A 24,184-nucleotide genomic window follows, 5' to 3' on the forward strand; every position below is an offset into this window, starting at 1 on the left:
GCCCACCTGTCTGTTACGCCCTTGTGCCCATTTATGTGCTGGGGCCGGGTTTGGAAAGCTTCTTTCGCAACTCTGTAACGTCTGCATGAAGGCGCGGCAGACGGCGCAGGCCCTTGTAGGCTTCGATGCTGGCCTTCATCTCCATCGCCGGATTTCCCAGCATCACCCGACCCTTGGGCTGGTTGGTGCGCAGCAGGGTGCCGGCGCCTGCGATCACGTCATCGCCGATGTCGAGATGGTCGGTGACGCCCGCCTGCCCGCCTAGCACCACGCGGTCGCCCAGCCGGGTGGAACCGGCGATGCCGACCTGCCCGCAGAGCAGGCAATCGCGCCCGGTACGGACGTTGTGGCCGACCTGCACGAGGTTGTCGATCTTGGTGCCCGAGCCGATCTCGGTGGGGTGGATGGTGCCTTGGTCGATGCAGGAATTGGCGCCCACCTCGACGTCGTCGCCGATGACCACGCCGCCGAGGGAGTGGATGCGGGCATAGGCCTGCTGCACCGCCTCGCCGCGTTCGCCCAAAGTTGCCCGCACAGCCTCGACTGCGCCCGCCTCGGGGGTGACGAAAGAGAAGCCGTCGCCGCCGATCACCGCGCCGGGCTGGGCGATGAAACGCTCGCCGATGGTGACGGAATGGCCGATGCGCACGCCCTCGCGCAGCAGGCAGTCGGCCCCGATCTGTGCGCCGCTGGCCACGCTCACATGGGCGGCGATGCGGGCGTTCGGGCCGATGACGGCTCCTGCCCCGATGACCGCCAGCGGGCCGATGGCGGCGCCCTCGCCGATGATCGCGGTGTCATCCACCACGGCGGAGGGGTGGATGCCGGGGGCGATGCGCGGGCCAGCGTCGAGCATCGCGGTCAGCCCGGCCATGGCGTAGCGCGGGCGGGGCGCGAAGATGACCGCGGTCAGGTTCATCGCCTGCCAGTCGGCTCCTTCCCAGACCATCGCCGCCTTGGCCGCCCCTTCCGACAGCCCGGCGGCAAATTTCGGGTCCATCGCCAGCGCGAGCGCGTCGGCACCCGCGCGGGCCGGTTCGGCGGCGTGGGTCACCTCAAACGCACCATCGCCCTCGAAGCGGGCTCCGAGGGCGATGGCGATGTCTTCTATCTTCAGGGGTATCACGGTGTCAGCTTTCGACTCCGCGGAGCTTTACCCCCATCTCGGCCAGCGCATTCCAGATGCGGGCGTCGCGGCCATAGATATCGTCGCGGTAGTTCATTTGGCCGCGGGCCTGGGTGAAGGCGGTGCGGTAGATCAGGTGGACCGGCACCTGCTCGTCGAGATCGACCCGCGTTTCAGACCCGGTGCGCAGGCGCGACTGGAAGGCGCCAACAGGATCGTCGGTCTGCCGGGCCAGCAGGGCATAGGCAAAGTCGAACGGGTCGGCCAGACGGATGCAGCCGTGCGAGAAGGCGCGGACATCGCGGTTGAACAGGCTCTTGGAGGGCGTGTCGTGCAGGTAGATGTTGTACTTGTTCGGGAACATGAACTTCACCAGCCCGAGCGCATTGCCGCGCGAGGGCGGCTGCTTGATGGCGAAGGGGAAGTTGCGGGCGTTGTAGGCGCGGAAGTTCACCGCGCCGCGCGGCACCACCCGGCCCCGCCGGTCGATTACCCGCAGGTGGCTGACGGCGTTGGGGTTGCGCTGCAGCAGCGGCAGATATTCCTTGGTGGCGATCGAGCGCGGCACGTTCCAGGTGGGGTTGATCACCATGTGCTCCATGGTGTCGGAGAACTCGGGCGTGCGCTGGTCGGGGACGTTCTTGCCCACCACCGAACGGGTCTCGAAGGTGACCTTGCCGTTGTCGATGATCTGGGCCTTGAAGTTGGGGATGTTCACCAGCACGTGGCGCTCGCCGCGCGGGCGGTTCAGCCAGCGCTCGCGCTCCATGGCGACGATGACCGACTCCAGCCGGGTGACCGGCGAGACGTTGAGCGCGGCGATGGTGCCCGGCCCGGCGACCCCATCGGCGGAGAGGCCGTGATCGATCTGGAAGGTCTGCACCGCGCGTTCAATCGCGGCGTCGTAGCTTTGCGAGGCCGAGCGGGCGAGATAGCCCATTGCGATCAAGCGGTTACGCAGAGCGACTACGGCAGGCCCCTCCTGCCCCGGCTCCAGCGCCTTGGCCTGCACCGTGGGGCCCCAGCCGCCACGGGCGACCGTTTTCTCAAGCTCCAGCTTGCCGCGCATCAGCCGCACATATTCGGGCGTGCGGGGCATGAGGCCGCGGAAGAACTGCGCCGGCTCCTTGCGGGTGAACTCGGTGAGCAGCGCCTCTGGCGCGCGGCGCGGGATCTCGCGGACGATGCCACTGTCGATCCTGCGCGGCTCGGTGGCGCCCGACTGCAGATCGCGGGCGAATTGCACCAGCATCTGCGCCGCCAGCACCTCGACCCGGCCCCGCTCGCGGGTGGAGCGGGCCTGCGCGAAGGCGGCCTTCAACTCGGCGGGGTCGTAGCGGACGGAGGGCAGCCCGTGATCATCGGCCGAGGCCAGCGCCCGCAGCAGCGCCGCGCGGCGCTCCACATCGGCTTCGCCGGTGAAGAGCGGCTGGTAATCGCGGTTGCGGTAGAAGGCCCCGATGCTCTCGTTCTCCGAGGCGAACTCGGCCACCGCCTGCTTGAAGGCAGAGATCTGGAACTGCGAGCTGACGTCTTGCGCCGTGGCCGGAAGGCTTATGGCCGCACAGCCCAGAAAGAAGGCGGCAAGGCCTGCGCGCCCAACACGGGCGGGGCGGAACGTCATCGAAAGGGGCATATGGTCCTCGGGACTAAGTGTTCGCTTCAATCAGGATTACCCAAGGTTTCCCGAAGCTTCCATGATTGTCGATTCACATTTGAGTCGGTTTGTGCGGAGCGGAGGGGGGCAAACTGTGCCGAATTGGCAATTAACTGTTTCTAATCAGAGCATTGCGCGGCAAACCTAAGGGCTTGCGCTGTTGCGCCAAAGCCGCGCCACGGCACTGCTGAAAATTGTTCCAGATCAACGCGATCTTAAGCAAATTCCTGCTTATTTACCCCCGAAACAGGGGCGTTGCAGAATTGCGCCTTGGCCGGAGAATCGCTTTGTGGCATAGAAAACGTGCATCTGGGGATGGGATGACAACGCGGTCAGCCGAAAAGGCGGCCAAGTGCAAGAGACGGGCACGGGGACAGGCATGACAATCGAGACAGGCTCTTCCAAAATCTCGCGGCGCGGGTTGCTCGGAGCGTTCGCCGCTACGGCCCTCGTGGCCGCACCCACCTACACCAAGGCAGCAGGCTTCCTCCGCGGTGCTGGCGATATCCGCCGCATCCGCATGTACAATGGCCGGACCGGCGAAAGCATGGACGCGATCTACTGGATCGAAGGCGATTACATCAAGGACAGCATCAAGGAAGTGAACTACTTCATGCGCGACTGGCGGCGCGACGAGGTGAAGGCGATCGACATTCGCACCATCGACATCATCGCCGCCGCCCACAACCTGCTGGATGTGCGCGAACCCTACATGCTGCTCTCGGGCTACCGCAGCCCGGCGACCAACGCCATGCTGCGCTCGCGCTCCAGCGGCGTGGCCAAGAACTCGCTGCACCTCAAGGGCCAGGCCGCCGACCTGCGGCTGAAGTCCCGCTCGGTGAATCAGGTAGCCCGGGCCGCCGAGGCCTGCCGCGCTGGCGGCGTGGGCCGCTACCACGGCTCCAACTTCGTGCATATGGATTGCGGCGTGGTCCGCAGCTGGGGCGGCTAAGCCCCCTGCCCTCACCGGCCTGCTGAAACGCGCCCGGGTTTGCCTCGGGCGTTTTTTGTTGGGGGTGGCGTCATCGGGTGTGAGGCAACATGCCCGCGCGCCCGCCGCGACACGCGCGCTTCGCTTGCCCGGCGCGGGCAAGGCGCTAGATGCGCGGGACCACTGCAAGAGGCCCCCCGATGATCCCCTATTCCGTGCTCGATCTCGCCCCCGTTCCGCAGGGCGCCACCACCGCCGATGCGCTGCGAAACACGGTTGAGCTGGCCCGCCATGCCGAGGCCTTGGGCTACTGTCGCTACTGGCTGGCCGAGCACCACAACATGGTCGGCATCGCCTCTGCCGCGACGGCGGTGCTGATCGGCCATGTGGCGGGCGCAACCGAGAACATCCGGGTCGGCTCCGGGGGCATCATGCTGCCCAACCACAGCCCGCTGATGGTGGCCGAGGCCTTCGGCACGCTGGCCACGCTCTACCCCGGCCGGATCGACCTTGGCCTTGGCCGCGCGCCGGGCACCGACATGGCCACCGCCCGCGCCCTGCGCCGGGGGCTGGGCCGCGAAGATACCTTTCCGCAGGATGTGGTGGAGCTGATGGGCTACTTGGCCGCGCCGGAGGAGGACCAGAGGGTGCGGGCGGTGCCGGGCATGGGCACGCAGGTGCCGATCTGGATGCTGGGCTCCTCGCTCTTCGGCGCGCAGCTGGCCGCCCACCTCGGGCTGCCCTATGCCTTCGCCTCCCATTTCGCCCCCGGTGCGCTCGACGATGCCATCGCCACCTACCGCGCCAATTACCGGCCCTCAGAGGCGCACCCCGAGCCGCATTTCATGTTGGCGGTCAATGTCTTCGCCGCCGACACGGATGCAGAGGGCACGCGGCTGCGGACCTCGATGCAGCAGGCCTTTCTCAACCTGCGGCGCGGCACGCCGGGCTACCTGCCCGCTCCGGTCGATGACATCGCCGCGCTGGCCTCCCCGCCCGAACTGGCGATGGTGGAAGAGGCGCTGAAGGTGAGCGCCGTGGGCAGCCGCGAGACGGTGGCCGCGAAGCTCCAGAGTCTGATCGCCCGCTATGCACCCGACGAGCTGATCCTCACCGGGCAGATTCACGACCATGCCGCCCGGCTCAAGAGCTTCGGGATCGCCGCCGAGGTGCTCGGCGGCTGAGCCTGTTGCGCCCCTGCGCCGAATTAACCCAACCGTAAGCCTGCCCTGCGGAGCCGATTGGTAAGCACCGCGCCATTGGGTAGACTCGGCGCAAGCAACCGAGCCCGCAGGGGCCATGAGGAGCAGAGTGACATGCGCGTGACGTCGATCACCCCGATGAAGAACGAGGGGCCGTATATTCTGGAGTGGGTCGCCCACAACCGGGCCATCGGCCTGAACGACATGCTCGTCTTCACCAACGACTGCACCGACGGCACCGACCAGATCCTCGAACGGCTCGACGAGATGGGGCTGGTGCGGCACATGCCGAACCCCTCAATCCTTCACACCAACCCGCGCCACCACATCATCCTGATCCGCTACATCAACGAGGTGCTCCGCCTGCGCCGCTCCGACTGGGTGACCAATCTCGATGCCGACGAGTTTGTGCGGGTGAACACCGGTGGCGGGCGGCTCGAAGATCTCTTCACCGCCCTGCCCGAGGCCCATTGCATCACCATGTCGTTGCAGACCTTCGGCAACGGCGGAGTCGACGAGATTGCGCCGGGCGACAAGCTGGTGACGGAAACCTTTACGCGGCGCGGCGACAGCAGCCGCCACAGAAGCCCGGTGAAATACCTCGCCCGCGGCGACTTTCCTTGGCTCAAGTTCAACAACAACTCCCCCCAGATCGCCGAAGAAGACCTCGACCGGGTCAACTGGGTCAACGGCAATGGCACCCCGCTGCCGCGTGAGCTCATCGCCGAGCCGTTCAAGGGGATGAAGGCGGTGCACACGGGCTTCGATCTGGTCGAAGTGGCGCATTACACCATCCGCTCCTACCAAGGCTTCCTGCTTCAGCGTGACCGTGGCTCGGCCAATCCGCTGAAGGGCCAGACCGAGACGGTGCTGAACATGGAAGATGCCATGAAATACTGGCGGCGGTTCAACAGGAACGACGTGGAAGACACCAGCTTCACCGCCCTGCCCGGGTTGCGCGACGCGGTGGACGAGCTCCTGAAGGACCCTGAGCTGAAGCGCCTGCACGAGGCGGCGCTAGCATGGCACCGCAACCGGGCGCAGGAGTTGATGCAGGTGCCTGAGTACCGCGAGCTTTACGACACGATCCGGGCGCAGCACGCGGAACAGATGGCGGGCTAGCGCCGCCGCCCCGCAGGCCGCCCCTCTCCCGCGATGCTACCGCAGATCACGGCGCATCACGGGTTTGACATATCGCCGCCGTCATGCTCCGATTTCACGGCCCGAGGGCACGCACGCGTTGCCGGTGCGTGGTGGGCAGATGAGCGGGGAACAGATGACCATTGCGCAGCAAGGGCTTCGACCTGACCGGGTTTTGCGGGCGCTTCTGCTTCTGCTGATCTGCCTCTGCGCCGCGCCCGCGCTGCGCGCGCAGGACCGCTCCGCGATTGCCCTGCCCGCCTCCGCCGGCTCCCGGCTGGCACTGGTCGTTGGCATCGACAATTACGACAACGTCACCCCGCTCCAGAAGGCGAACAACGACGCCACCGCCGTGTCGGAAACGCTGGCGAGCGTCGGCTTCAAGGTGACCCGGGTGCTGGATGCCGACCGGCGCAGCCTCAACCGCGCGGTCTCGCATTTTTCGGCTGAGATCAGGCCGGGCGACGAGGTGGTGTTCTATTTCGCCGGTCATGGGATCGAGGTGAACGGGCGCAACTACCTGCTTCCGGCCGATGTGCCCTCTGCCCTGCCGGGGGATGAGGAATTCGTCGTCAGCGAGAGCATCGCCGCCGACCGGGTGCTCAGCGGGTTCAGGTCGCGGGGCGCGCGGGTGACGCTGCTGATCCTCGACGCCTGCCGCAACAACCCCTTCCCCACCAATGCGCAACGCTCGCTGGGCGGCGCGACCGGGCTGGCGCGGATGGACCCGCCGGAAGGCTCCTTCATCCTGTTCTCTGCCGGCTCCGGGCAGACCGCGCTGGACAGGCTCTCGGATGGCGACCCGGACCCGAACTCGGTGTTCACCCGCGCCCTGCTGCCGCGTCTTCGGCAACAGGGCATGGCGATCCACGATCTGGTGCGGGCGGTCAGGACCGATGTGCGCGACATGGCCGGTACGGTGCAGCACAACCAGTTTCCGGCGTACTACGACCAGCTTTCCGGGGACTTCAGCTTCAACCCAGCAGCAGCCTCAATGGCGGCGCCCGCCCTTCAGGCCACTGAACCGCAGCTGCAGGCCGCGCCCCGCGCCATCGACCCTTGCGACAGGGCGCGGAGCGATTGGCAGGTGCTGGCCACCACAGAGAGCGCCGAGGCGCTGAAGGCCTTCCTGCGCAAATATCCCGACTGCCCGATCTACCTTGCCGCCGCCGAGGAACGCCTCGCAACCCTGCTCGCCCCAAGCGCGCCGACGCCCCCCGCGCAGCTTGCCGTGCCGGCCGGAGACAGCTGCTTCAACCTCTGGTACGCGCGCAACCTGATCTTTCATCAGAAGGGCTTCTGCTTCCAGTCCGACAAGGCCAAGCAGTACTTTGACACCAGCCGCTGCACGACCCGCTCGCCGCGCCTGACCGCAGCCGAAAAGCAGCAGGTCGAGATGCTGCAAGCCACTGAAAAGGCGCAAGGATGCTGAGATCGAAGCTCGCCGCGCTCTCGCTGGCGCTGGGGCTGATGCCCCCTGCCAGCATGGCAGACTGCCTGGCGCGGGACTTTCTGGCGCTGCCACTGCCGGCGGCCCCCGAACGCCCTGCCATCGCGCTGGCGCTGGAGCTGGCCTACGAGGGGCTGGCGGTGGATGAGGCGGCGGGCGTGCTCACCTACAACGGACAAACATTCGCCCTGGGAGAAGATCCGGGCCGCACACCGCAAGAGCGGCTGGCCGACCCGTCGATTGCCGAGACATTCGCGCAGGTCTACCCGCTCGCCTTCGACCTCGGCGCGAGGGCGCAGCCTTGGTTCGACCCGGGCCGCGCCCGCAGTGACGCGCTCTTCAAGGCGCTCTATGGCGCGAGCGAGGCCGAGGTGGCCGCGAGCCTCAAGCGCGCCGACTTCCGGCGCGGCACCACGGCGGCCCGGTTCTCGGCCAGCAGCCGGCAATGCGTGGCGACCCAACTCCAGGCCGCGCTTGATGCCATTGCGGCAGAGGGGCCGGAGGTGGAGAAGGTCTTTGCCGAGGTGGGCGGCAGCTTCAACTGGCGCAAGATCGCCGGCACCTCCCGCCTGAGCGCCCACAGCTTTGGAATCGCAGTGGATTTCAACACCGCACTGGGCGGCTACTGGCGCTGGTCGGGCGGCACCGAGGGCAACGCGGGCAACTACCGCAACCAATACCCCGAGGCGCTCGTGCGGCAGATGGAACGCTACGGCTTCATCTGGGGCGGCAAATGGCACCACTTCGACGGCATGCACTTCGAATACCGGCCCGAACTGATCCTGCACGCGAGGCTCGTCGGCGGCTAGGCGTGCTGGCGTGCCGAAGCATCTGTAAGATCGGAGAAATCTGGCGGACCCAAGAGGATTCGAACCTCTGGCCTCTGCCTTCGGAGGGCAGCGCTCTATCCAGCTGAGCTATGGGTCCGCGTGGCGCCTCGTATAGCCGCCCCGCCCTGCTCCCGCAATCGGGAAATTCAGGCGAAAAGCTCGTGGCAGAGCTCCAGTGCCGAAACCAGCCGATCGACCTCGTCTTCGGTATTGTAGAGGCCGAAGCTGGCGCGGCAGGTGGCGGTGACGCCCAGGTGCTCCATCAGCGGTTGGGCGCAGTGGTGGCCGGCGCGCACGGCGACGCCGCGTTTGTCGAGCACGGTCGAGATGTCATGCGCGTGGCCTGCCCCCTCGAGGGTGAAGGAGAAGATCGCGCCCTTGCCCGCGGCGTCGCCCTGCACGGTGAGCCAGTTGAGGCCGAAGAGCTTTTCACGCGCGTAGTCGCGGATGCGGGCCTCGTGGGCGGCGATGTGCTCCATGCCGAGCCCCATCATGTACTCCAGCGCCGCGCCGAGGCCGATGGTGGCGACGATGCCGGGCGTGCCGGCCTCGAATTTCATCGGCGGGTCGGTGTAGCTGACGGCCTCGCGCCCCACTTCGCGGATCATGTCGCCGCCACCCATGAAGGGGCGCATCTCGGCCATGCGGTCCTTGCGGATGTGGATCGCGCCCGAGCCGCTCGGCCCGTAGAGCTTGTGGCCGGTGATTGCATAGAAATCGGCGCCAATCTCCTCGACGTTCACCGGCATGTGGACGGCGGCCTGACTGCCGTCGATCAGCGTGGCGACGCCCTTCTCGCGGGCCGCCTTGCAGATGGCGGCCACGTCGACGACCGTGCCGAGCACGTTGGACATGTGGGTGACGGCGACAAGCTTTGTTTTCGGGCCGATCGCGTCGATCACCTTTTGCGCAGGCAGCGAGCCGTCGGGCTCGGGCTCGACCCACTTGAGGACCACGCCCTGCCGCTCGCGCAGAAAGTGCCAGGGGACGATGTTGGCGTGGTGCTCCATCACCGAAAGCACGATCTCGTCGCCCGCCTCCAGCCGGGGCGCGGCCCAGCCGTAGCTGACGAGGTTGATGCCCTCGGTGGTGCCGGTGGTGAAGACGATCTCGTGCTCGTCCTTCGCGCCGAGAAAGCGAGCGATGGTGCCGCGCACGGCCTCGTATTTGTCGGTCGCGAGGTTGGAGAGGAAGTGCAGGCCGCGGTGGACGTTGGCATATTCCATCTCGTAGGCGCGGGTGACGGCCTCGATCACTGCGCGAGGCTTTTGCGCTGAGGCGCCGTTGTCGAGATAGGTCAGCGGCTTGCCGTTCACCTCGCGGGCGAGGATCGGAAAGTCGGCGCGGATGGCGGAAACGTCATACATTGGGCGGGGTTCCGGGGATGGTCACGCCGATGATGGCGAGCAGGATCGACAGGGCGAAGATGGCACCGAGGCCGGTAAGCAGGATGCCGAGAAACACCAGCGGCGGCTTGGTGAAGCCATGGAGCTCGGTGGTCATGCTGGTGAGCAGGTAGAAGAAGACGAAGACATTGAACAGCATCACCCCGGCAGCCAGCGGCGGAAAGATGAGGATCAGCAGGATCTCTACCGCCTGAAGCACGATGAGGGCAAATTGCAGCAGCGCCATCAGCAGGATCGCATCCTCCAGCCGCCCGCTGCCGCCAAAGGCGCGGCCGACCCAGTGGATGCCGAAGACCATGAGGATCAGCAGGCAGCCCTGAACCGCGCCCAGCAGCATGGGGCTGAGGGCGAGCGCGGGGGCAAGGGCATTGTCCTGCGGCATCTCGACCGGCCCCATCATGAGGCCGAGCACGTGGGCGAAGATCAGTTCGATCACCAGAACGAGGGCGAAGATCTGCCATGCGGTGGAGGCGGCGAGGCGCATGTCTTTCACCCGGGCCATCGCCTCGCGCGGGCGGCGGGCGGTGAGCTCGAGCAGTTTCAGCAGGCTGGGCGCGTTGGTCATGCGCTGGCTCCTTCGGCGGAGGGGCCGAACTCGGCCTCCGTAAGGCAGAGGCCCCAATGGGCAAAGAAGGCGATGGTGACGATGGCGCCGACCAGCGTGGCCTCGGCCCCGTCACCGATGAAACCACGGGTGAGGCCGTAGAGCAGCATCAGAGGCGAGATCACCAGCACCGTCCAGAACAGGGCCAGACGGGCGCCATAGGCCGTGCCGCGCCCGCCGAGCGCCTTGCACACCAGATGCGAGAGCAGCGCCACGAGGTAGAACACCAGCGGCATGATGAAGAGCCATGCCAGCAGGGTGCCGCCGATCAGCATTTGCAGCGGCTGCTCGGCTTCTGCCCCGAGCTTTTGCAGCTCGGCATCACGCGCCAACCGGGGCCATTGCGCGATGAAGATCACGAGGCAGCCCGCCATGAGCAGCATCAGCGCCCGCTCCTCACGGGGCGGGCCTGCGAGCATCCGGCGCAGCGTGGCGCGCGGCGCCCGCAGGCTGGCCAGCATATTGGTGGTGACGGCCATGCCCTGCCCTTCAGCCGCTGTGCCGCTGGAGCCATGCGGCAAGCCGCTCGGTCAGCTCACCGGCGAGATCCTTGTTCTCGATCTCCTCGATGGCCTCGGCAACGAAGGCCAGCACCAGAAGGCTCTGCGCCTCCTTACGCGGGATGCCGCGCGACAGGAAGTAGAACAGCGCGTCCTCGTCGATCGCCCCGGTGGTGGAGCCGTGGGAGCAGGCGACATCGTCGGCGTAGATCTCCAGCTCCGGCTTGGCGAGAAACTGGCTGTCATCGTCCAGCAGGAGCGACTGGCTGATCTGGTAGCCGTCGGTCTTTTGAGCGCCTTCCTTCACGAGGATCTTGCCTTGGAACACGCCCTTGGCGCCGTTGCGCAGCACCTTCTTGAAGACCTGCCGGCTTTCGCAGTTCACCGCGTCATGAGTGATGAACACGGTGTCATCGTGGTGAAAGTCGCCATCGCCAAGGCAGGCGCCCGCGATATGGGCCACCGCATCGTCGCCGGTGAACTCGATCACCGCCTCGTTGCGGGTGAGCACGCCGTTCACCGTGAGTGTGAAGCTCTTGAAGGTGCTCTCCTCCCCCAGACGGGCGAAGATATGGCTGACGGCGCGGCGCTCGTGGTCGCGGCCCTGCGCGCGGATGTGGTGGAAGGCGCCGGTATCGGCCACGTCCACCTCGAGCACCTTGTTGAAGCGGGCGGCGGCAGGGCCGTTCTCCAGCAGGGTCAGCTCGGCCCCGGCCTCGACCTTGACCACGTGATGCAGGATCGCGTCGGAGGCCTCGGCATTGTGCAGGTAGGTGATGTGGACGGGCTTGGAGACCTTGCCGGTCGCCCGGATCAGGATGCCGTCACTGGCCAGCGCGGTGTTGAGCGCGGCGAGCGGGCGGGCCACGGGCTGCTGCCCACGGGCCTCGAGCGTGCCGTAGAGGCTTTGCGCCCAGTGAATATCAGCCGCCTCGGCCTCGGAGAGCCGGGCAATCTCGAGCCCCTCGCCCTCAAGGCTGTCGGAGGCCTCGGCATCGAAGACGCCATCGACGAAGGTCAAGTGCAGCCGGTCCACGCCGCCGAAGATCAGCGTTTCCTGCGGATCGAAGGTGGCGGCCTTCACCGGCTCGGGCTGGCTCAGCGTGGTCGGGTCGGTGAACTTCCAGTATTCGTCGCGGCGGTGCGGCAGGCCGAGGTCGATGAGGCGGCTCAGCGCCTCCTGACGGGGCGTGGCGGACCAGCCGGAGGCGGCGGGCATGGGCGTGGCGGCAAGCCGCGCCTCGGCCAGCGCCCGGCGGTCGGCGGCCATGATCTCTTTGCGGGATTGCGCTGCCATCAGGCCATCTCCGCCAGAATGTCGGCGTAGCCGTTGTGCTCGACCTCGAGCGCCAGCTCGGGGCCGCCGGTCTTGACGATGCGGCCATCGGCCATGATGTGCACCACGTCGGGTTTGATGTGATCGAGCAGGCGCTGGTAGTGGGTGATCACGAGGAAGCTGCGGCCCTCGCTACGCAGGGCGTTGACCCCGTCGGCCACCAGCTTCATCGCGTCCACATCGAGCCCTGAGTCGGTCTCGTCGAGGATGCACATCTTCGGCTCGAGCATCGCCATCTGCAGGATTTCGTTGCGCTTTTTCTCACCGCCGGAGAAGCCCATATTGACCGGGCGCTTCAGCATCTCGGCATCGATTTTCAGGCTCTTGGCCTTGGCGCGGACCTCCTTGAGGAAGTCGGTCGCGCTCATCTCTTCCTGCCCGCGCGCCTTGCGCTGCGCGTTCACGGCGGTGCGCAGGAAGGTCATGTTGGACACGCCCGGAATTTCGACCGGATACTGGAACGCCAGAAACAGCCCCTCGGCGGCGCGCTCCTCGGTCTCCAGTTCCAGCAGGTCGGCGCCTTCCATCACGGCGGAGCCTTCGGTCACCTCATAGCCCTCGCGGCCCGAAAGCACGTAGGAGAGCGTGGATTTGCCCGAGCCGTTCGGCCCCATGATCGCATGGACCTTGCCGGTTTCGACGGTGAGATCGACGCCCTTGAGGATCTGCTTGTCCTCTTCTTCAAGTTTGACGTGGAGGCTTTTGATTTCCAACATTTTTCTTACCTTTGCAAAGCGAATGGCCCGGCGACCCAGAGGGGTGCCGGGGGTGTGAGAAACCGACCGTGGAATGCGGTCAGAAGATCGAGAAGCTGTAGCCCGCCTGCACCAGCGAAACGAACTGTTGATTGAAGAGCGCGGCCGAGAGGCCGGGGGCAAACTCGGGCAGCATGGTTTCGGCCGACATCTCGCCAACCACCCCGGCCACAAGCGCGCCCTGCCCCAGAAAGCCGCGCGCCCTTATGCCTTGCGAGAGCACATAGGCGATGACCATGATCGCGATGATGCCCACCATCGCGCCCGTGCCCTCCAGATAGGCCATCGCGTCGCCGCCCAGCCAGAGGTGAAACTCCACCATTGAGGCGCCAAGGCTGGCCACCGCGCCCAGAATCAGGCCGCGGGCCACATCCCCTGCGCCCGGCTCGTCGCTCCCCGGCCGTGCCGGGGCCTGCGCCGAAGGCTCCGCCGCCGTGGCGGGCGCGGCTTTCGGCTGCGCATCCAGCCGGGCGAGACGGGCCTGAAAGTCCTGCTGCGCCAACGCCCTGCCCTCCTACACCGGCAACCGCTGCAACAGGTGCCCGTAGAGCACCGTGTTGGGATCGGTCGTAGAGATCACCGCGTTCACCCATGTCGGGCCGAAGAACTGGGCAAAGAGCTCGGGCGCGCGATGCACCAACATATGCATGGTGAGCGTGCCGGCCCCGGTGCCGACCGTGGCGACAACGACCTGCGTGACCGAGCGCATCTGCACGATCTGGCAGAGCACGAAGGTCAGAATCACGGCCATCACCGCATCCACCGCCAAGGTACTGGTCAGCACCTGCCCGCCCTCGGGCACGCCGCTCACCGCCAACCGCCCGTAGCGCGCCACGGAGATCGCCAGCAGACCGATGGCAAAGGCCATCGGCAGTGAGACGGTGTGAAACACCCGCGCGACCGGCCCGTTCTTGCCCTTGCGACGCTGCTGCTGGATCGGGGAATGCACAACGCCGTCCGGGGCCCATTGCTTGCCCTTGTTGATCCGGGAGATCCGGTCGTTGAACGTATCCAAGCTCGCCACGGGTGCCCTCAGCCTCATCGTCGGTCTTGCGTGTTGGTGAACCAACTATCAACCGATTGGGGCAGGATTGGGGAAAATGCGTCTCGAAAGGCGGGCATGGTAAACCGCCCGCCGGGCCATGGCGGCGCTGTGGCGCAGATGCGCAGGAGAGAGAAACAGCGACCTGCATCGTCTAGACTTTCGCAGCTCCCACCGGATCGGCAGGCTGCGGCGCCTCCTCCGGCTCTTTCAACGCCTCTTCGGGCACCCGGCCCATGTAGTGGCCCACAACGTGGCTGGCGATCGCCCCGCGATCCTGCAGCAGGGTCAGGCAGAAGGCGCAGAGGTCGTAGCTTTCGGCAACGGCATCGGCCAGCAGCGCGAGAGCCTTCAGCTGGAAATCGCTCAGCTTTTCAGGGGCTTCCATGTTGCGGATGTAAACCGCATCGCCATCGAGCAACTGGCTGCCCGCCTTGCGCTTGAACTGCTTCCAGCGCCGCGACGAGAGCACAACCGACTTCTGGTGCAGGAACTTGTGCAGCACAAAGCCCTGCCGCCGCAGCTCTGTATCCAGCTCGGCCCAGGTCGGCTCATCCTCGTACATCTGGTAAAACCGCACCTCGGGGATCACCATGACCGCCTCGGAGAGCGTTTCGGGGCCGCCCTTCATCACATCCAGCTCAGCGCCCTGCACATCCATCTTCAGCAGGTCGAGCTTGGGAAAACCCTTCACCTTGTCGAGCGCCACGAGGGTCATCGGGATCTCGGTGATCTCGCGCTTGGTCCAGAACCCCTTGTTCAGGTAGCGCGCGCAGGCCTCGGAGAACTTGAAGACCGAAGAGAGCGAGCCGAGCTGGTGGGCATAGAAGGTCGCCTTGCCCGGCTTGCCGACGGCGGCGTTGTAGAGCGTGGTGCGCTCCGGCTTGGCCTCTTCCAGCTCGGCAAAAGCCAGCGGCTCGGGCTCGAAGGCATGAAGCTGCGCCGCCCCCGCGCCCATGATCAGCCGGTAGCCGGGCTTCTCATTGGTCAGCCGCGCGCCGATATCGGCCACGTTCAGCTCGCGCTCCAGATTCAGATTCTGGATCAGCCATTCGGCGCGTTTCTTGCGGTTCAAGGCCATGCGTGGCTCCTAGCCCAGAGTCACAGCCGTGCCCGAGGCACTGACCATCAGCATGTTGTTGATGACCTCGTAGTCGAGATCGACCCCCACCACCGCATTGGCCCCCAAAGCGGCGGCCTTCTCCTGCATTTCGCGCAGCGCGGTCTCCCGCGCGCGGCCCAGCTCTTGCTCGTAGGCCGCCGAACGCCCGCCGACGATGTCGCGAATGCCGGCGAAGAGATCGCGGAAGATGTTCGCACCAAGAATGGCCTCGCCGGTGACGATGCCCTTGTAGCCGGTGATGCTCTTGCCCTCGACGGAGGGCGTGGTGGTAACGATCATCTCACTTCTCCCGTTGGCGCCAGACGAAGCGCGCGAAGAGCGAACCAAGGAACCCCGACACGAAGGACACCAAGACCACGGCCCCGAGCGGCAGCATCCCCGCCACCTGATCTACGCCCACGGCGAAGACGGCGCAAAACGCCCCGGTGGTGAATGCCGCGATCAAGGCCGCCTTCATGGCTCACCCCACCGACCCTTCCAGCGAGATTGCCACAAGCTGCTGGGCTTCCATCGCAAACTCCATCGGCAGCGCCTGCAGCACCTCCTTGCAGAAGCCGTTGACCACCAGCGCCACGGCCTCCTCTTCGTCCATGCCGCGCTGGCGGCAGTAGAAGAGCTGGTCGTCGTCCACCTTGGAGGTGGTCGCCTCGTGCTCCACCCGGCTGCTGTTATTCTTCACCTCGATGTAAGGCACGGTGTGCGCCCCGCAGTCGGAGCCGATGAGCAGGCTGTCGCATTGGGTGTAGTTGCGGCTGTTCTTGGCCTTGGGGTGCATCGAAACGAGGCCGCGATAGGTGTTTTGCGCACGGCCCGCCGAGATGCCCTTGGAGACGATCCGGCTGCGGGTGTTCTTGCCCAGATGGATCATCTTGGTGCCGGTGTCGGCCTGCTGGTAGTTGTTGGTGATGGCGATGGAGTAGAACTCGCCCTGGCTTTCCTCGCCGCGCAGGATGCAGCTGGGGTATTTCCATGTCACCGAGGAGCCGGTCTCGACCTGCGTCCACATCACCTTGGCGCGGTCGCCGCGGCAGTCGGCGCGCTTGGTGACGAAGTTGTAGATCCCGCCCTTGCCGTTCTCGTCGCCGGGGAACCAGTTTTGCACGGTGGAATACTTCACCTCGGCATCGTCCATCACAACGATCTCGACCACGGCCGCATGCAGCTGCGAGGTGTCGCGCTGGGGGGCGGTGCAGCCTTCGAGGTAGCTGACGTAGGCGTTGCTGTCGCAGATGATCAGCGTGCGCTCGAACTGGCCGGTGTTCTCGGCGTTGATGCGGAAGTAGGTCGAAAGCTCCATCGGGCAGCGCACGCCGGGCGGCACGTAGACGAAGGAGCCATCAGAGAAGACGGCCGAGTTCAGGCAGGCATAGAAGTTGTCGCCCTGCGGCACGACGGAGCCGAGGTATTTCTTCACCAGCTCCGGGTGCTCCTTGATCGCCTCGGAGATGGAGCAGAAGATGACGCCCTTGCTGGCCAGCTCGGCCTTGAAGGTGGTGCCGACGCTGACAGAGTCGAACACCGCATCGACGGCGACCTTACGGCCCTCGGCCGGGGCGCTCTCGGCGCCCTCGACGCCCGACAGAATCATCTGTTCTTTCAGCGGGATACCGAGCTTTTCGTAGGTGGCCAGAAGCGCCGGATCGACCTCGTCGAGCGACTTCGGCTTTTCCTTCATCGAGGCAGGCTTGGCGTAGTAATACTGCTTCTGGAAGTCGATCTCGGGGTAGTCGACCATCGCCCAGTCAGGCTCTTCCATCTGCTTCCAGCGCTCGAAGGCCTGCAGCCGCCAGTCGGTCATCCACTCGGGCTCGCCGTTATTAGCGGAGATCAGGCGGACGATCTCCTCGTTCAGCCCCATCGGGGCGAAATCCATCTCGATGTCGGTGTTCCAACCGTATTTGTAGGCGCCCATCGCCTTTACGGCTTCAACGGTTTCGGCGTCCACGCCTTCTTTCACGTCAAGATCGTTCATCGTCTTTCCTTTCAACGGCTTGGGGAGCGTTCTTCACGCAACCCGCGCCTGGTGTTTTCTGTGTGCGGCGGCCCAGCTTTCGGCAAAGCGGGCGATATCTTCTTCAACGGTGTCGGGCCCCAGCGAGACCCGGATGGCCGAGCGGGCAATGGCCTCATCGAACCCCATCGCGCGGAGCACCCGGCTTTCCTTCACCTTGCCCGAGGAGCAGGCGGAGCCGGCGGAGATGGCAAAACCGGCGAGGTCCATCGACATAACCTGCGTCTCGCCCTTCCAACCGGGCGCGGCGAAGCAGGAGGTGTTGGGCAGGCGTTTCGCCTCTTGCCCTATGAATATGGTCTCCGGCGCGGCCTCTGCCACCAGAGCTTCCAAAGTGTCGCGGGCCTTGGCCACGCGCGCCCAGTCTCCCGCGGCAAGCCGCTTTTCCGCCGCTTCAACGGCGGCCCCGAAGCCCGCGATTCCAATCACGTTTTCGGTGCCGGAGCGGCGGCCCATCTCCTGCCCGCCGCCCTTGAGCAGCGGGGCGATATCCAGCCCCTCGCGGACGATCAGCGCACCCACCCCCTTGGGGCCGCCCAGCTTGTGGGCCGAAAGCACCGCCAGATCGGCGCCGGACCAGCCGAAGGCAAAGGGGATGCGGCCAACGGCCTGCGTCACGTCGAGCAGCAAAAGCTCGCAGGGGTGCGGCTCGGGCACCTCCGAGATCACCCCGGTCTCGCTGTTCGCCAGCCCCATCGCATAGATCCGGCCTTCGGGCACGTTGTGGGCCCAGAGCGCATCATGCGCCGTTGGCTCCACCACCGCGCCGCCTGACAGCACCTGCGCCGCCTCGGTCGCCCCGCCGGTAAACACCACCTCCTGCGACTTGCAGCCCACGGCAGCCGCAACCTGCGCCCGCGCACGCTCGACCGCGGCCTTGGCCGCCCGCCCCTCGGCGTGAACGGACGACGGGTTGCCGACGATCTCCATCGCCTGCAGCATCGCCGCCCGCGCCTCCGGCAGCAGCGGCGCCGTGGCGTTGAAATCGAGGTAGCTGCGGCTCACGCCTCGGCCTCCGCCTCTTCCTCGTCCACCACCATGAAGAAGTTGGGCACCGCCGGGCAGGTCGCCATCGGCTTTTCGATCACCGAGGCCAGCGTGGCCTGATGCAGGTAAACGTAAACATGGGAGGAAAGCCCCTCCCACAGCCGGTTGACCATGCTCTGCGCCCGGCTGCCCGAGACGGCACCCTTGGAGCCTGCCCCGGTGTGCAGCGCGCTCACGGTCTCATCCACCGCTTCCAGCACCTCGGCCACGCGGATCTCTTCGGGGCAGCGGGCCAGCCGATAGCCGCCCCCCGGCCCGCGTACGCTCTCCACCAGCCCGGCCTGCCGGAGCTTCACGAAAAGCTGTTCGAGATACGACAGAGAGATGCTCTGCCGCTTGGAAATTTCTGAAAGCGACACCAGCGCCGTGGACTCACCCTTCTGCGACAGGGCGAGGTCGGCCAGCGCAACCATCGCGTAGCGTCCTTTGGTCGAGAGCTTCAATCGCCTGATCCTTACGGCAGAGAGCCCCGAGGGGCCAAATTGCATTGACGACAGAGGCAATGGTGATTACCTCCGTCGCACCCGTTCGGGTGGGGTCGCGCCAATTTAGAATAATTCTAGATTTGCCCCGCGACCACGTCAACCGCCCCCGGGCATAAAAGAGGACAAAAAAGGTCAGGTATGCCCGAAGTGATTTTTCCCGGCCCCGAGGGCCGGCTCGAAGGCAGGTATCACCCGCAGCAGGGTGTCAAAGACGCCCCCATCGCCATCATCCTGCACCCGCATCCGCAGTTCGGCGGGACGATGAACAACCGGGTCGTGTACAACCTGCATTACACCTTCCACAAAATGGGCTTCACCGTGCTGCGGTTCAACTTCCGCGGCGTGGGGCGCTCCCAGGGGGAATATGACCAGGGCATCGGCGAGCTGAGCGATGCCGCCTCGGCGCTGGATTACCTCCAGTCGATGAACACCAACGCCAAGCATTGCTGGGTCGCGGGCTTCTCCTTTGGTGCGTGGATCGGGATGCAGCTGCTGATGCGGCGGCCCGAGATCACCGGGTTCATCTCGGTCAGCCCGCCCGCCAACATGTATGACTTCTCCTTCCTCGCGCCCTGCCCCAGCTCGGGCCTGATCCTGAACGGCACCGCCGACCGCGTCGCGCCGCCGAAGGACACCCACACGCTGGTCGAAAAGCTGCACGAGCAGAAGGGCATCACCATCACCCACACCGAGGTGGAGGGCGCGGGCCACTTCTTTGAAGATCCCTACATGGACGAGATGCTCGGCGAGGTCGACACCTACGTGCGCCGCCGCCTGACCGAAACCACGCGCTGAGGGAGGCCGGCATGGGCGTTCTGGAAGACCTCGCCGACAAACTGGCGAAAGACACGATCGACCACGCCGCCAAGCTCGGCGAGGAGGATGACGTGATCCGCGCCGTGGCCAAGAAGCTGGGCATCTCCTCCCCGACGATGGAAGAGACCTTCATGACCTCGATCCGCGTGCGCCTCGCCGAGCGCCGGGCGCGCCAGTTTCTGGAAAAGCAGATCGAGCAGGGTTTCTTGGAAAAGGACACCGGCCCCAAGCTGATGGACGATGGCCATTAGCGGCGCCGGCGCCCCTACCCCCGATCGCACCCCCGATCTCGACCGGCAGATCGCCTTTCTGACCGAGGCCTGCAAGCTGCGCGGCATCGAGCGGGCCTCCAAGCTGGCCGACGGCTCGCGGCACGAGAACTCGGGCGAGCACTCGTGGCATCTCGCGCTCTTCGCGCTGGTGCTGGAGGGTGAGGCGCCCGAAGGGGTCGATATCAACCGGGTGATCCGCATGGCGCTGATCCACGATCTGGTGGAGATCGACGCAGGCGATGCGCCGATCTTCGAGGCCGGGCTGGACCAGGCCGAGATCGAGGCCGCCGAGGCCGCCGCCGCCGACCGCATCTTCGGGATGCTCCCCGAGGCGCAGGGCGCGGCGCTGCGGGCGCTCTGGGACGAGTTCGAGGCGGCAGAGACCGCCGATGCGCGCTTTGCCAAGGCGTTGGACCGCTTTCAGCCCCCGGTGCTGAACCTCGCCAACGGCGGCGCAAGCTGGACCCCGTTCAACGTGGGCTACGGCCAGGTCGAGGCCCGGCTCCGCCCGCCGATTGAGCGTGGCGCGCCCACCCTCTGGGGCTGGATCGGCCCGCGTATCCGCGCCTTCTTTGCTGGCGAGGCCAGCTGAGGCCCGGCAGGGCAAAACGCCGGGTATATTTGCCACAGCCCTGTCGGATGACACATCGGCCCGGCAGCCCGCCACATTCTCGCCACATTTCAGCCCGACCTTCGCCCCAGACCCGGAAAACCGGGCAAAAACAATGAGGCAGGCGCGGGTTTACCCCGCGAGACGGAGACGGGAATGGGGACCGAACTGGCGCAGGCACAGCGGCTGACGCGTGCCGAGATTCAAGCCGACATCGAAGAATTCACTGCACATACGGTCAGCGAGACCGGCATGTTTTCCAAGGCCTATGCGGCCCCGGGGCTGGCGCAGCTTCTGCCCAACGCCCGGCGGATCAGCCGGGCGCTGAAGCCGACGCTCAAGAGCTTCACCCGCATGCCCGAGCCGGGCACATGGCTCGAAAGCGCGGTCTCGACCGAGGCCCGCATCCTCACCCCCGAGGGCGCCACGCCTGCCGGGCAACTGAGCGTGGGCGATGTGGTCGAAACCAAGGATCTGGGGCCGCTCAAGGTCAAATGGGTCGGGCTGACGCGGGTCACCCGCGAGCAACTGTCGCAAAGCCCGGCGCTCTGCCCGGTGCGGATCAAGGCGGCCAGCATCGATGGCACCTATCCGCGGCAGGACATGGAGATTTCGCCCAACGCCGGGCTGCTGATGCGCTCCAACGCCGACCCGGAAGATGAGCGTCTGGTCTCGGCCACCGCTCTCACCCGGCGCGACGGCTTCTGCAAATCGATCCCGCGCAATGGCATCACCTACGTTCAGATCCTGCTGGAGCGCCACGCGCTGATGGTGGTCGAAGGGCTGGAGATGGAGAGCTTCCACCCCGGCAACCTGCGCCCCACCGCCTCCGAGGCGAGCCTCTGGTCGGAGATCATGGAAGTGCTGCCGGAACTGGAGCACGAGATGGAAACCTATGGCCCCCGCGTCCGCCCCGGCCTGAGCGACCGCGCGCGCGGCTAGGCAGATGGCCCGGCCAGAGAAGCACTCGCTGACCCTCGCCGGGCATCGCACCTCCGTGTCGCTGGAGCCTGAGTTCTGGGCCGCCTTCCGCGCCATTGCGGATTATAAAGGTATGACGATCAATGCCTTGGCCGCCGAAATTGATGCAGATCGCGGGATCGAGCGCGGCCTGGCCTCGGCCATCCGGGTCTATGTGCTGCGGCATCACATGGGCCAGGGCTGAACCCAGGCGCGAGCCTACCGCCGCGACACCTTCAGATGAATGCCCTCCGCCGCCCGCACCGTCAGATGGGCCACCGGTCGGGGTACCCTGCCCTCCACCGTCCCGAACCGCAGACGCCGCAGCAGCATCGCCAGAATGAGCGGCCCTTCGACCATCGCAAACCCGGCCCCGGTGCACACGCGCGGCCCGGCGGAGAACGGCATATAGGCCTCCCGCCCGCAGCGCCGCCCCTCCTCGGTCGCCCAACGGCCCGGATCGAAGCCATCGGGATTGCTCCAGAGCCGCTCGTTGCGCTGCTGGTGCCACGGGCTGAGAACGATCTGGCTGCCGTGCTTCACCGTCCGGTCGCGGAAGGTCTCGGGCTTCACGTTCTCCCGCACCATCATCGGCACCGGCGGGTAGAGCCGGAGGGTCTCGCGGAATACATCGCGGATGAACTTGAGGCCGGAGATATCTGAAAATCCTGGATTTTCCGGAAGCGCGGCCGCCTCCTCCGCAGCCCGTTCCTGCACCTCGGGGAAGGCTGCGAGCAGGTAGAGCGCCCAAGCCAGCGCCGAGGCGGAGGTCTCGTGCCCGGCCAGAAAGAAAATCGCCACCTGATCGACCATCTCCTCGGTGTCGAACCGCGCGCCGGTCTGCGGGTCTGCCGTGGTCATGATCTTGGTCGCCAGATCGTCCGGCGCCCTGCCCGCCGCGATCTCTGCCGCCCGGTCCGCCGTCAGCCCGGTGATCAGCCGCCGGATCGAGGCCGCCGTGCGCTTCACCTCGCGCTTGTGGAAGCGCGGAAACCACCGGGGCAGCGGCAGGAAGGCGGCGATATTCAAGATCGGCTGCGCCCGCTGGTAGGCGCGAAACTCGGAGAAGACCTGCGCCGCGATCTCATGCTCGATCGGGATCGAGAACAGCGTGCGAAAGATCACATCCGCCGCCGCGTGGGAGGTCTCCTCCTCAACCTCGATCTCACCAGTCCGGGCCTCCATCCGCGCCACGCAGGCCTGCGCCGCCTCCAGCATCGCCGGAAAGGTCTCCTTCAGCCGCCCGCCCTCGAAGGCCGGGTCGATGATCCGCCGCTGCCGCTTCCATGTTTCGCCGTTGGTCACGAAGACCGAGTTGCCCAAGAGCGGCGCCAGCCCCTCGCGCACCCGCCCCGACTTGGGAAAGTCATCGGGCCGCTCCTTCAGCACAAGGTCCACCAGCGCGGGCTGATTGATGAGGTAGCTGCGGAAGAACGGCGTGCGGAACTCGGCCATCCACGCGCGGTAGAGCTTGGCAGGCTGGGCCGAGAGGATATCGGCCCGGAACAGCCGCGCGTAGTTGAGCAGCGAGGTTTTCTCGGGCCGCGAGGGCGGCTTGGGCGGCAGATGCGGGCAGCTCATCGCGGCGTCACGCCGCCCGCGAGGTATAGCGCGAGGCAGGGGTTTCGATGCGCGATTTCGAGGGCATCCGCTCGGCATAGCGGGTGCCGAGCGAGAGCGGGCCTGCGGTGATCAGGAAGTAGTCGTAATCGCCGGGCCGGTCGAAAGCGCAGAGATACTGGAAATGCAGCCGGAAGAACCGCCGCTTCACCTTGGCCCATGTCTCGGGCGACAGCGTTTGGGTGAAGGCGGCAGAGAACACCAGCGGCCAGCGCTTGCCCTGCTCGGGGGCAACGCCCGTCACCGCCACCGGATCGCAGAGCGCAAAGGCGCAGCCATCGCCGGGCGCGGTCACATCGACCCATGTGATCTGGTCCCATTGGCACAGGTCGTGCAGATCGGCGCGCAGCCGGTCGGCCTTGGGCAGAAAGCTCACCATCGGCACCACATGGCCGAGGGTGAGAAAGCCAAGGCGCGGCCCGCTGCCCTGAGTCCACCCGCTGCGCATCAGGTCCGCCAGCACCGAGATGCCAATATGCGCGCCCGAACTGTGCCCGACCACCAGCACCTCATCCACATCGCTCGCCAGCGCCTCCTCCACCCGCGCGCGAAACGCAGCGATCCGCGCCTCCAACTCCGGCGGGTTGGCGCCCTTGTCGCGGGCGGAGTAGCTGTAATCATGCATCAGGTAATAGGCGAAGAACTTGTTGTCCCGCTTGCGAAACCAGCTGAGCACGCCCCAGGTGACCGCCACGAAAAGGATGATCCCGAGCATCACTCCCGTGGTGCCCAGATGCACCGGCACCGGCAGTTGCAGCAGCGCCCAGGCCCCCAGCCGCGCCGCGTTATAGCCGAGCGCCACGGCCAGCAGGAGTTGCCCAAGCAGAAAGACGATGGGGTAAAGCGCGGCGATCACGGGCCCCTTGCGCAGCCGCATCAGCCGAAAGAGCGCGCCAGAGGCGATATAGGTACATGCGGTGCGCAGGAGCATGGCGTAGGTCGCCGGGATCGAAGGATTCATGGAGGCTTTCACGATATCAGACCAGAGCAGCACCTCGATCTGCGCCTCGGTCCGCGCGCCGCCAACCACGCACTCCACGCCCCATGCAAAGGGCCCCTGCCCCTTCGCGACGTGCTGGCTGATCTCATAGCCCGAGATTGCCGCCTGCGCGGCACTTTCTTTGCGGTAGAGCTCGCGATAGCGGCGCGGATGAAACGGGTCGTAGCCGGGGATATAGATCACCCGGCGGCGTGCCACATCCTGCTCAACCCGCGTCTCAGCCATGGCCCCTATCCTTGCCGTTCCGGCGCTCTTAGCAAG

At 66.2% G+C, this 24,184-nt stretch carries 27 protein-coding genes and 1 tRNA gene; 10 read left to right on the forward strand and 18 right to left on the reverse strand.

All coding sequences use genetic code 11. From position 1 onward, the window contains the following. Window positions 1-31 precede the first annotated feature (31 nt). Window positions 32-1,123, reverse strand: coding sequence for a UDP-3-O-(3-hydroxymyristoyl)glucosamine N-acyltransferase (gene lpxD, locus KUV38_RS07280; RefSeq protein ID WP_222470999.1), 1,092 nt, complete (start codon window positions 1,121-1,123; stop codon window positions 32-34). Window positions 1,124-1,130: 7 nt separating this feature from the next. Further along, complete coding sequence (locus tag KUV38_RS07285) at window positions 1,131-2,750, reverse strand: murein L,D-transpeptidase (RefSeq protein ID WP_222469408.1); 1,620 nt, start codon at window positions 2,748-2,750, stop codon at window positions 1,131-1,133. Between the two features lie 412 nt (window positions 2,751-3,162). On the opposite strand from KUV38_RS07285, the gene KUV38_RS07290 reads away from it, so the two are divergent. The 5 genes from KUV38_RS07290 (at window position 3,163) to KUV38_RS07310 (ending at window position 8,315) form a co-directional block, all read left to right on the forward strand. After that, window positions 3,163-3,735: a YcbK family protein gene (locus KUV38_RS07290; protein WP_222469409.1), complete on the forward strand. Its 573-nt coding sequence runs from the start codon at window positions 3,163-3,165 to the stop codon at window positions 3,733-3,735. 182 nt (window positions 3,736-3,917) lie between these two features. Continuing rightward, window positions 3,918-4,898, forward strand: coding sequence for an LLM class flavin-dependent oxidoreductase (locus KUV38_RS07295; protein WP_222471000.1), 981 nt, complete (start codon window positions 3,918-3,920; stop codon window positions 4,896-4,898). Between the two features lie 132 nt (window positions 4,899-5,030). Beyond that, window positions 5,031-6,038 (forward strand): glycosyltransferase family 2 protein, encoded by a 1,008-nt coding sequence (locus tag KUV38_RS07300; RefSeq protein ID WP_222469410.1) that lies wholly within the window; start codon window positions 5,031-5,033, stop codon window positions 6,036-6,038. A gap of 154 nt (window positions 6,039-6,192) precedes the next feature. Continuing rightward, window positions 6,193-7,488, forward strand: coding sequence for a caspase family protein (locus KUV38_RS07305; RefSeq protein ID WP_261385178.1), 1,296 nt, complete (start codon window positions 6,193-6,195; stop codon window positions 7,486-7,488). Beyond that, entirely contained in the window at window positions 7,482-8,315 is an 834-nt protein-coding gene (locus tag KUV38_RS07310) for a M15 family metallopeptidase (RefSeq protein WP_222469412.1), read from the forward strand. Before KUV38_RS07305 ends, KUV38_RS07310 begins: the two co-directional genes overlap by 7 nt. A 41-nt stretch (window positions 8,316-8,356) precedes the next feature. On the opposite strand, the gene KUV38_RS07315 is transcribed toward KUV38_RS07310, so the two are convergent. The 14 genes from KUV38_RS07315 to KUV38_RS07380 all read right to left on the reverse strand — a co-directional run bounded on the left by KUV38_RS07315 (window position 8,357) and on the right by KUV38_RS07380 (window position 18,603). Beyond that, window positions 8,357-8,433, reverse strand: a tRNA-Arg gene (locus KUV38_RS07315). A 49-nt stretch (window positions 8,434-8,482) separates the two neighbouring features. Next, complete coding sequence (locus tag KUV38_RS07320; protein WP_222469413.1) at window positions 8,483-9,703, reverse strand: cysteine desulfurase; 1,221 nt, start codon at window positions 9,701-9,703, stop codon at window positions 8,483-8,485. Then, window positions 9,696-10,307: a Yip1 family protein gene (locus KUV38_RS07325; RefSeq protein ID WP_222469414.1), complete on the reverse strand. Its 612-nt coding sequence runs from the start codon at window positions 10,305-10,307 to the stop codon at window positions 9,696-9,698. The genes KUV38_RS07320 and KUV38_RS07325 overlap by 8 nt, the downstream gene beginning before the upstream one ends. Continuing rightward, on the reverse strand, window positions 10,304-10,825 hold the full coding sequence (locus KUV38_RS07330; RefSeq protein ID WP_222469415.1) for a YIP1 family protein: 522 nt from the start codon (window positions 10,823-10,825) through the stop codon (window positions 10,304-10,306). The genes KUV38_RS07325 and KUV38_RS07330 overlap by 4 nt, the downstream gene beginning before the upstream one ends. Before the next feature lie 10 nt (window positions 10,826-10,835). Then, on the reverse strand, window positions 10,836-12,143 hold the full coding sequence (gene sufD, locus KUV38_RS07335; protein WP_410001023.1) for a Fe-S cluster assembly protein SufD: 1,308 nt from the start codon (window positions 12,141-12,143) through the stop codon (window positions 10,836-10,838). After that, window positions 12,143-12,898 (reverse strand): Fe-S cluster assembly ATPase SufC, encoded by a 756-nt coding sequence (sufC, locus tag KUV38_RS07340; RefSeq protein WP_222469416.1) that lies wholly within the window; start codon window positions 12,896-12,898, stop codon window positions 12,143-12,145. Before sufC ends, sufD begins: the two co-directional genes overlap by 1 nt. 79 nt (window positions 12,899-12,977) lie before the next feature. Next, window positions 12,978-13,439 carry a hypothetical protein gene (locus KUV38_RS07345; RefSeq protein WP_222469417.1) on the reverse strand — a complete coding sequence of 154 codons (462 nt, stop codon included), beginning with the start codon at window positions 13,437-13,439 and terminating at the stop codon, window positions 12,978-12,980. A 12-nt stretch (window positions 13,440-13,451) separates the two neighbouring features. Further along, window positions 13,452-13,952: a hypothetical protein gene (locus tag KUV38_RS07350; RefSeq protein ID WP_222469418.1), complete on the reverse strand. Its 501-nt coding sequence runs from the start codon at window positions 13,950-13,952 to the stop codon at window positions 13,452-13,454. Between the two features lie 181 nt (window positions 13,953-14,133). Then, on the reverse strand, window positions 14,134-15,060 hold the full coding sequence (locus KUV38_RS07355; RefSeq protein WP_222469419.1) for an FkbM family methyltransferase: 927 nt from the start codon (window positions 15,058-15,060) through the stop codon (window positions 14,134-14,136). A gap of 9 nt (window positions 15,061-15,069) precedes the next feature. Beyond that, complete coding sequence (locus tag KUV38_RS07360) at window positions 15,070-15,381, reverse strand: heavy metal-binding domain-containing protein (protein WP_222469420.1); 312 nt, start codon at window positions 15,379-15,381, stop codon at window positions 15,070-15,072. 1 nt (window position 15,382) lies between these two features. Beyond that, entirely contained in the window at window positions 15,383-15,559 is a 177-nt protein-coding gene (locus tag KUV38_RS07365; protein ID WP_222469421.1) for a hypothetical protein, read from the reverse strand. 3 nt (window positions 15,560-15,562) lie between these two features. Then, on the reverse strand, window positions 15,563-17,074 hold the full coding sequence (sufB, locus tag KUV38_RS07370) for a Fe-S cluster assembly protein SufB (RefSeq protein ID WP_222469422.1): 1,512 nt from the start codon (window positions 17,072-17,074) through the stop codon (window positions 15,563-15,565). Between the two features lie 33 nt (window positions 17,075-17,107). Then, on the reverse strand, window positions 17,108-18,118 hold the full coding sequence (locus tag KUV38_RS07375; RefSeq protein WP_222469423.1) for a cysteine desulfurase family protein: 1,011 nt from the start codon (window positions 18,116-18,118) through the stop codon (window positions 17,108-17,110). Next, window positions 18,115-18,603 (reverse strand): Rrf2 family transcriptional regulator, encoded by a 489-nt coding sequence (locus KUV38_RS07380; RefSeq protein WP_222469424.1) that lies wholly within the window; start codon window positions 18,601-18,603, stop codon window positions 18,115-18,117. Before KUV38_RS07380 ends, KUV38_RS07375 begins: the two co-directional genes overlap by 4 nt. A gap of 180 nt (window positions 18,604-18,783) precedes the next feature. Here KUV38_RS07380 and KUV38_RS07385 point away from each other — a divergent pair, with 180 nt between their 5' ends. From KUV38_RS07385 to KUV38_RS07405, 5 genes are all read left to right on the forward strand, one after another. Continuing rightward, on the forward strand, window positions 18,784-19,440 hold the full coding sequence (locus KUV38_RS07385; protein WP_222469425.1) for an alpha/beta hydrolase: 657 nt from the start codon (window positions 18,784-18,786) through the stop codon (window positions 19,438-19,440). An 11-nt stretch (window positions 19,441-19,451) separates the two neighbouring features. Next, complete coding sequence (locus KUV38_RS07390; RefSeq protein ID WP_222469426.1) at window positions 19,452-19,712, forward strand: hypothetical protein; 261 nt, start codon at window positions 19,452-19,454, stop codon at window positions 19,710-19,712. Continuing rightward, on the forward strand, window positions 19,702-20,325 hold the full coding sequence (locus tag KUV38_RS07395) for an HD domain-containing protein (RefSeq protein WP_222469427.1): 624 nt from the start codon (window positions 19,702-19,704) through the stop codon (window positions 20,323-20,325). Before KUV38_RS07390 ends, KUV38_RS07395 begins: the two co-directional genes overlap by 11 nt. Before the next feature lie 174 nt (window positions 20,326-20,499). After that, window positions 20,500-21,285, forward strand: coding sequence for a Hint domain-containing protein (locus KUV38_RS07400; RefSeq protein WP_222469428.1), 786 nt, complete (start codon window positions 20,500-20,502; stop codon window positions 21,283-21,285). A gap of 4 nt (window positions 21,286-21,289) precedes the next feature. Beyond that, window positions 21,290-21,508, forward strand: coding sequence for a ribbon-helix-helix domain-containing protein (locus tag KUV38_RS07405; protein WP_222469429.1), 219 nt, complete (start codon window positions 21,290-21,292; stop codon window positions 21,506-21,508). Window positions 21,509-21,522: 14 nt separating this feature from the next. Here the strand turns inward: KUV38_RS07405 and KUV38_RS07410 are convergent, their stop codons facing one another. Both KUV38_RS07410 and KUV38_RS07415 read right to left on the reverse strand, forming a co-directional pair. Then, window positions 21,523-22,884: a cytochrome P450 gene (locus KUV38_RS07410; protein WP_222469430.1), complete on the reverse strand. Its 1,362-nt coding sequence runs from the start codon at window positions 22,882-22,884 to the stop codon at window positions 21,523-21,525. 7 nt (window positions 22,885-22,891) lie between these two features. After that, entirely contained in the window at window positions 22,892-24,148 is a 1,257-nt protein-coding gene (locus KUV38_RS07415) for a hypothetical protein (RefSeq protein WP_222469431.1), read from the reverse strand. Window positions 24,149-24,184: the final 36 nt, after the last annotated feature.

This window comes from Vannielia litorea, assembly GCF_019801175.1.
Lineage (GTDB): Bacteria > Pseudomonadota > Alphaproteobacteria > Rhodobacterales > Rhodobacteraceae > Vannielia > Vannielia litorea_B.

Coding starts and splice junctions, on each gene's coding strand:
- KUV38_RS07285 (WP_222469408.1), bottom strand. CDS start 2,750: ATGACGTTCCGCCCCGCCCGTGTTGGGCGCGCAGGCCTTGCCGCCTTC.
- KUV38_RS07290 (WP_222469409.1), top strand. CDS start 3,163: ATGACAATCGAGACAGGCTCTTCCAAAATCTCGCGGCGCGGGTTGCTC.
- KUV38_RS07300 (WP_222469410.1), top strand. CDS start 5,031: ATGCGCGTGACGTCGATCACCCCGATGAAGAACGAGGGGCCGTATATT.
- KUV38_RS07305 (WP_261385178.1), top strand. CDS start 6,193: ATGACCATTGCGCAGCAAGGGCTTCGACCTGACCGGGTTTTGCGGGCG.
- KUV38_RS07310 (WP_222469412.1), top strand. CDS start 7,482: ATGCTGAGATCGAAGCTCGCCGCGCTCTCGCTGGCGCTGGGGCTGATG.
- KUV38_RS07320 (WP_222469413.1), bottom strand. CDS start 9,703: ATGTATGACGTTTCCGCCATCCGCGCCGACTTTCCGATCCTCGCCCGC.
- KUV38_RS07325 (WP_222469414.1), bottom strand. CDS start 10,307: ATGACCAACGCGCCCAGCCTGCTGAAACTGCTCGAGCTCACCGCCCGC.
- KUV38_RS07330 (WP_222469415.1), bottom strand. CDS start 10,825: ATGGCCGTCACCACCAATATGCTGGCCAGCCTGCGGGCGCCGCGCGCC.
- sufD (WP_410001023.1), bottom strand. CDS start 12,143: ATGGCAGCGCAATCCCGCAAAGAGATCATGGCCGCCGACCGCCGGGCG.
- sufC (WP_222469416.1), bottom strand. CDS start 12,898: ATGTTGGAAATCAAAAGCCTCCACGTCAAACTTGAAGAAGAGGACAAG.
- KUV38_RS07355 (WP_222469419.1), bottom strand. CDS start 15,060: ATGGCCTTGAACCGCAAGAAACGCGCCGAATGGCTGATCCAGAATCTG.
- KUV38_RS07360 (WP_222469420.1), bottom strand. CDS start 15,381: ATGATCGTTACCACCACGCCCTCCGTCGAGGGCAAGAGCATCACCGGC.
- KUV38_RS07365 (WP_222469421.1), bottom strand. CDS start 15,559: ATGAAGGCGGCCTTGATCGCGGCATTCACCACCGGGGCGTTTTGCGCC.
- sufB (WP_222469422.1), bottom strand. CDS start 17,074: ATGAACGATCTTGACGTGAAAGAAGGCGTGGACGCCGAAACCGTTGAA.
- KUV38_RS07385 (WP_222469425.1), top strand. CDS start 18,784: ATGCCCGAAGTGATTTTTCCCGGCCCCGAGGGCCGGCTCGAAGGCAGG.
- KUV38_RS07390 (WP_222469426.1), top strand. CDS start 19,452: ATGGGCGTTCTGGAAGACCTCGCCGACAAACTGGCGAAAGACACGATC.
- KUV38_RS07395 (WP_222469427.1), top strand. CDS start 19,702: ATGGCCATTAGCGGCGCCGGCGCCCCTACCCCCGATCGCACCCCCGAT.
- KUV38_RS07400 (WP_222469428.1), top strand. CDS start 20,500: ATGGGGACCGAACTGGCGCAGGCACAGCGGCTGACGCGTGCCGAGATT.
- KUV38_RS07405 (WP_222469429.1), top strand. CDS start 21,290: ATGGCCCGGCCAGAGAAGCACTCGCTGACCCTCGCCGGGCATCGCACC.
- KUV38_RS07410 (WP_222469430.1), bottom strand. CDS start 22,884: ATGAGCTGCCCGCATCTGCCGCCCAAGCCGCCCTCGCGGCCCGAGAAA.
- KUV38_RS07415 (WP_222469431.1), bottom strand. CDS start 24,148: ATGGCTGAGACGCGGGTTGAGCAGGATGTGGCACGCCGCCGGGTGATC.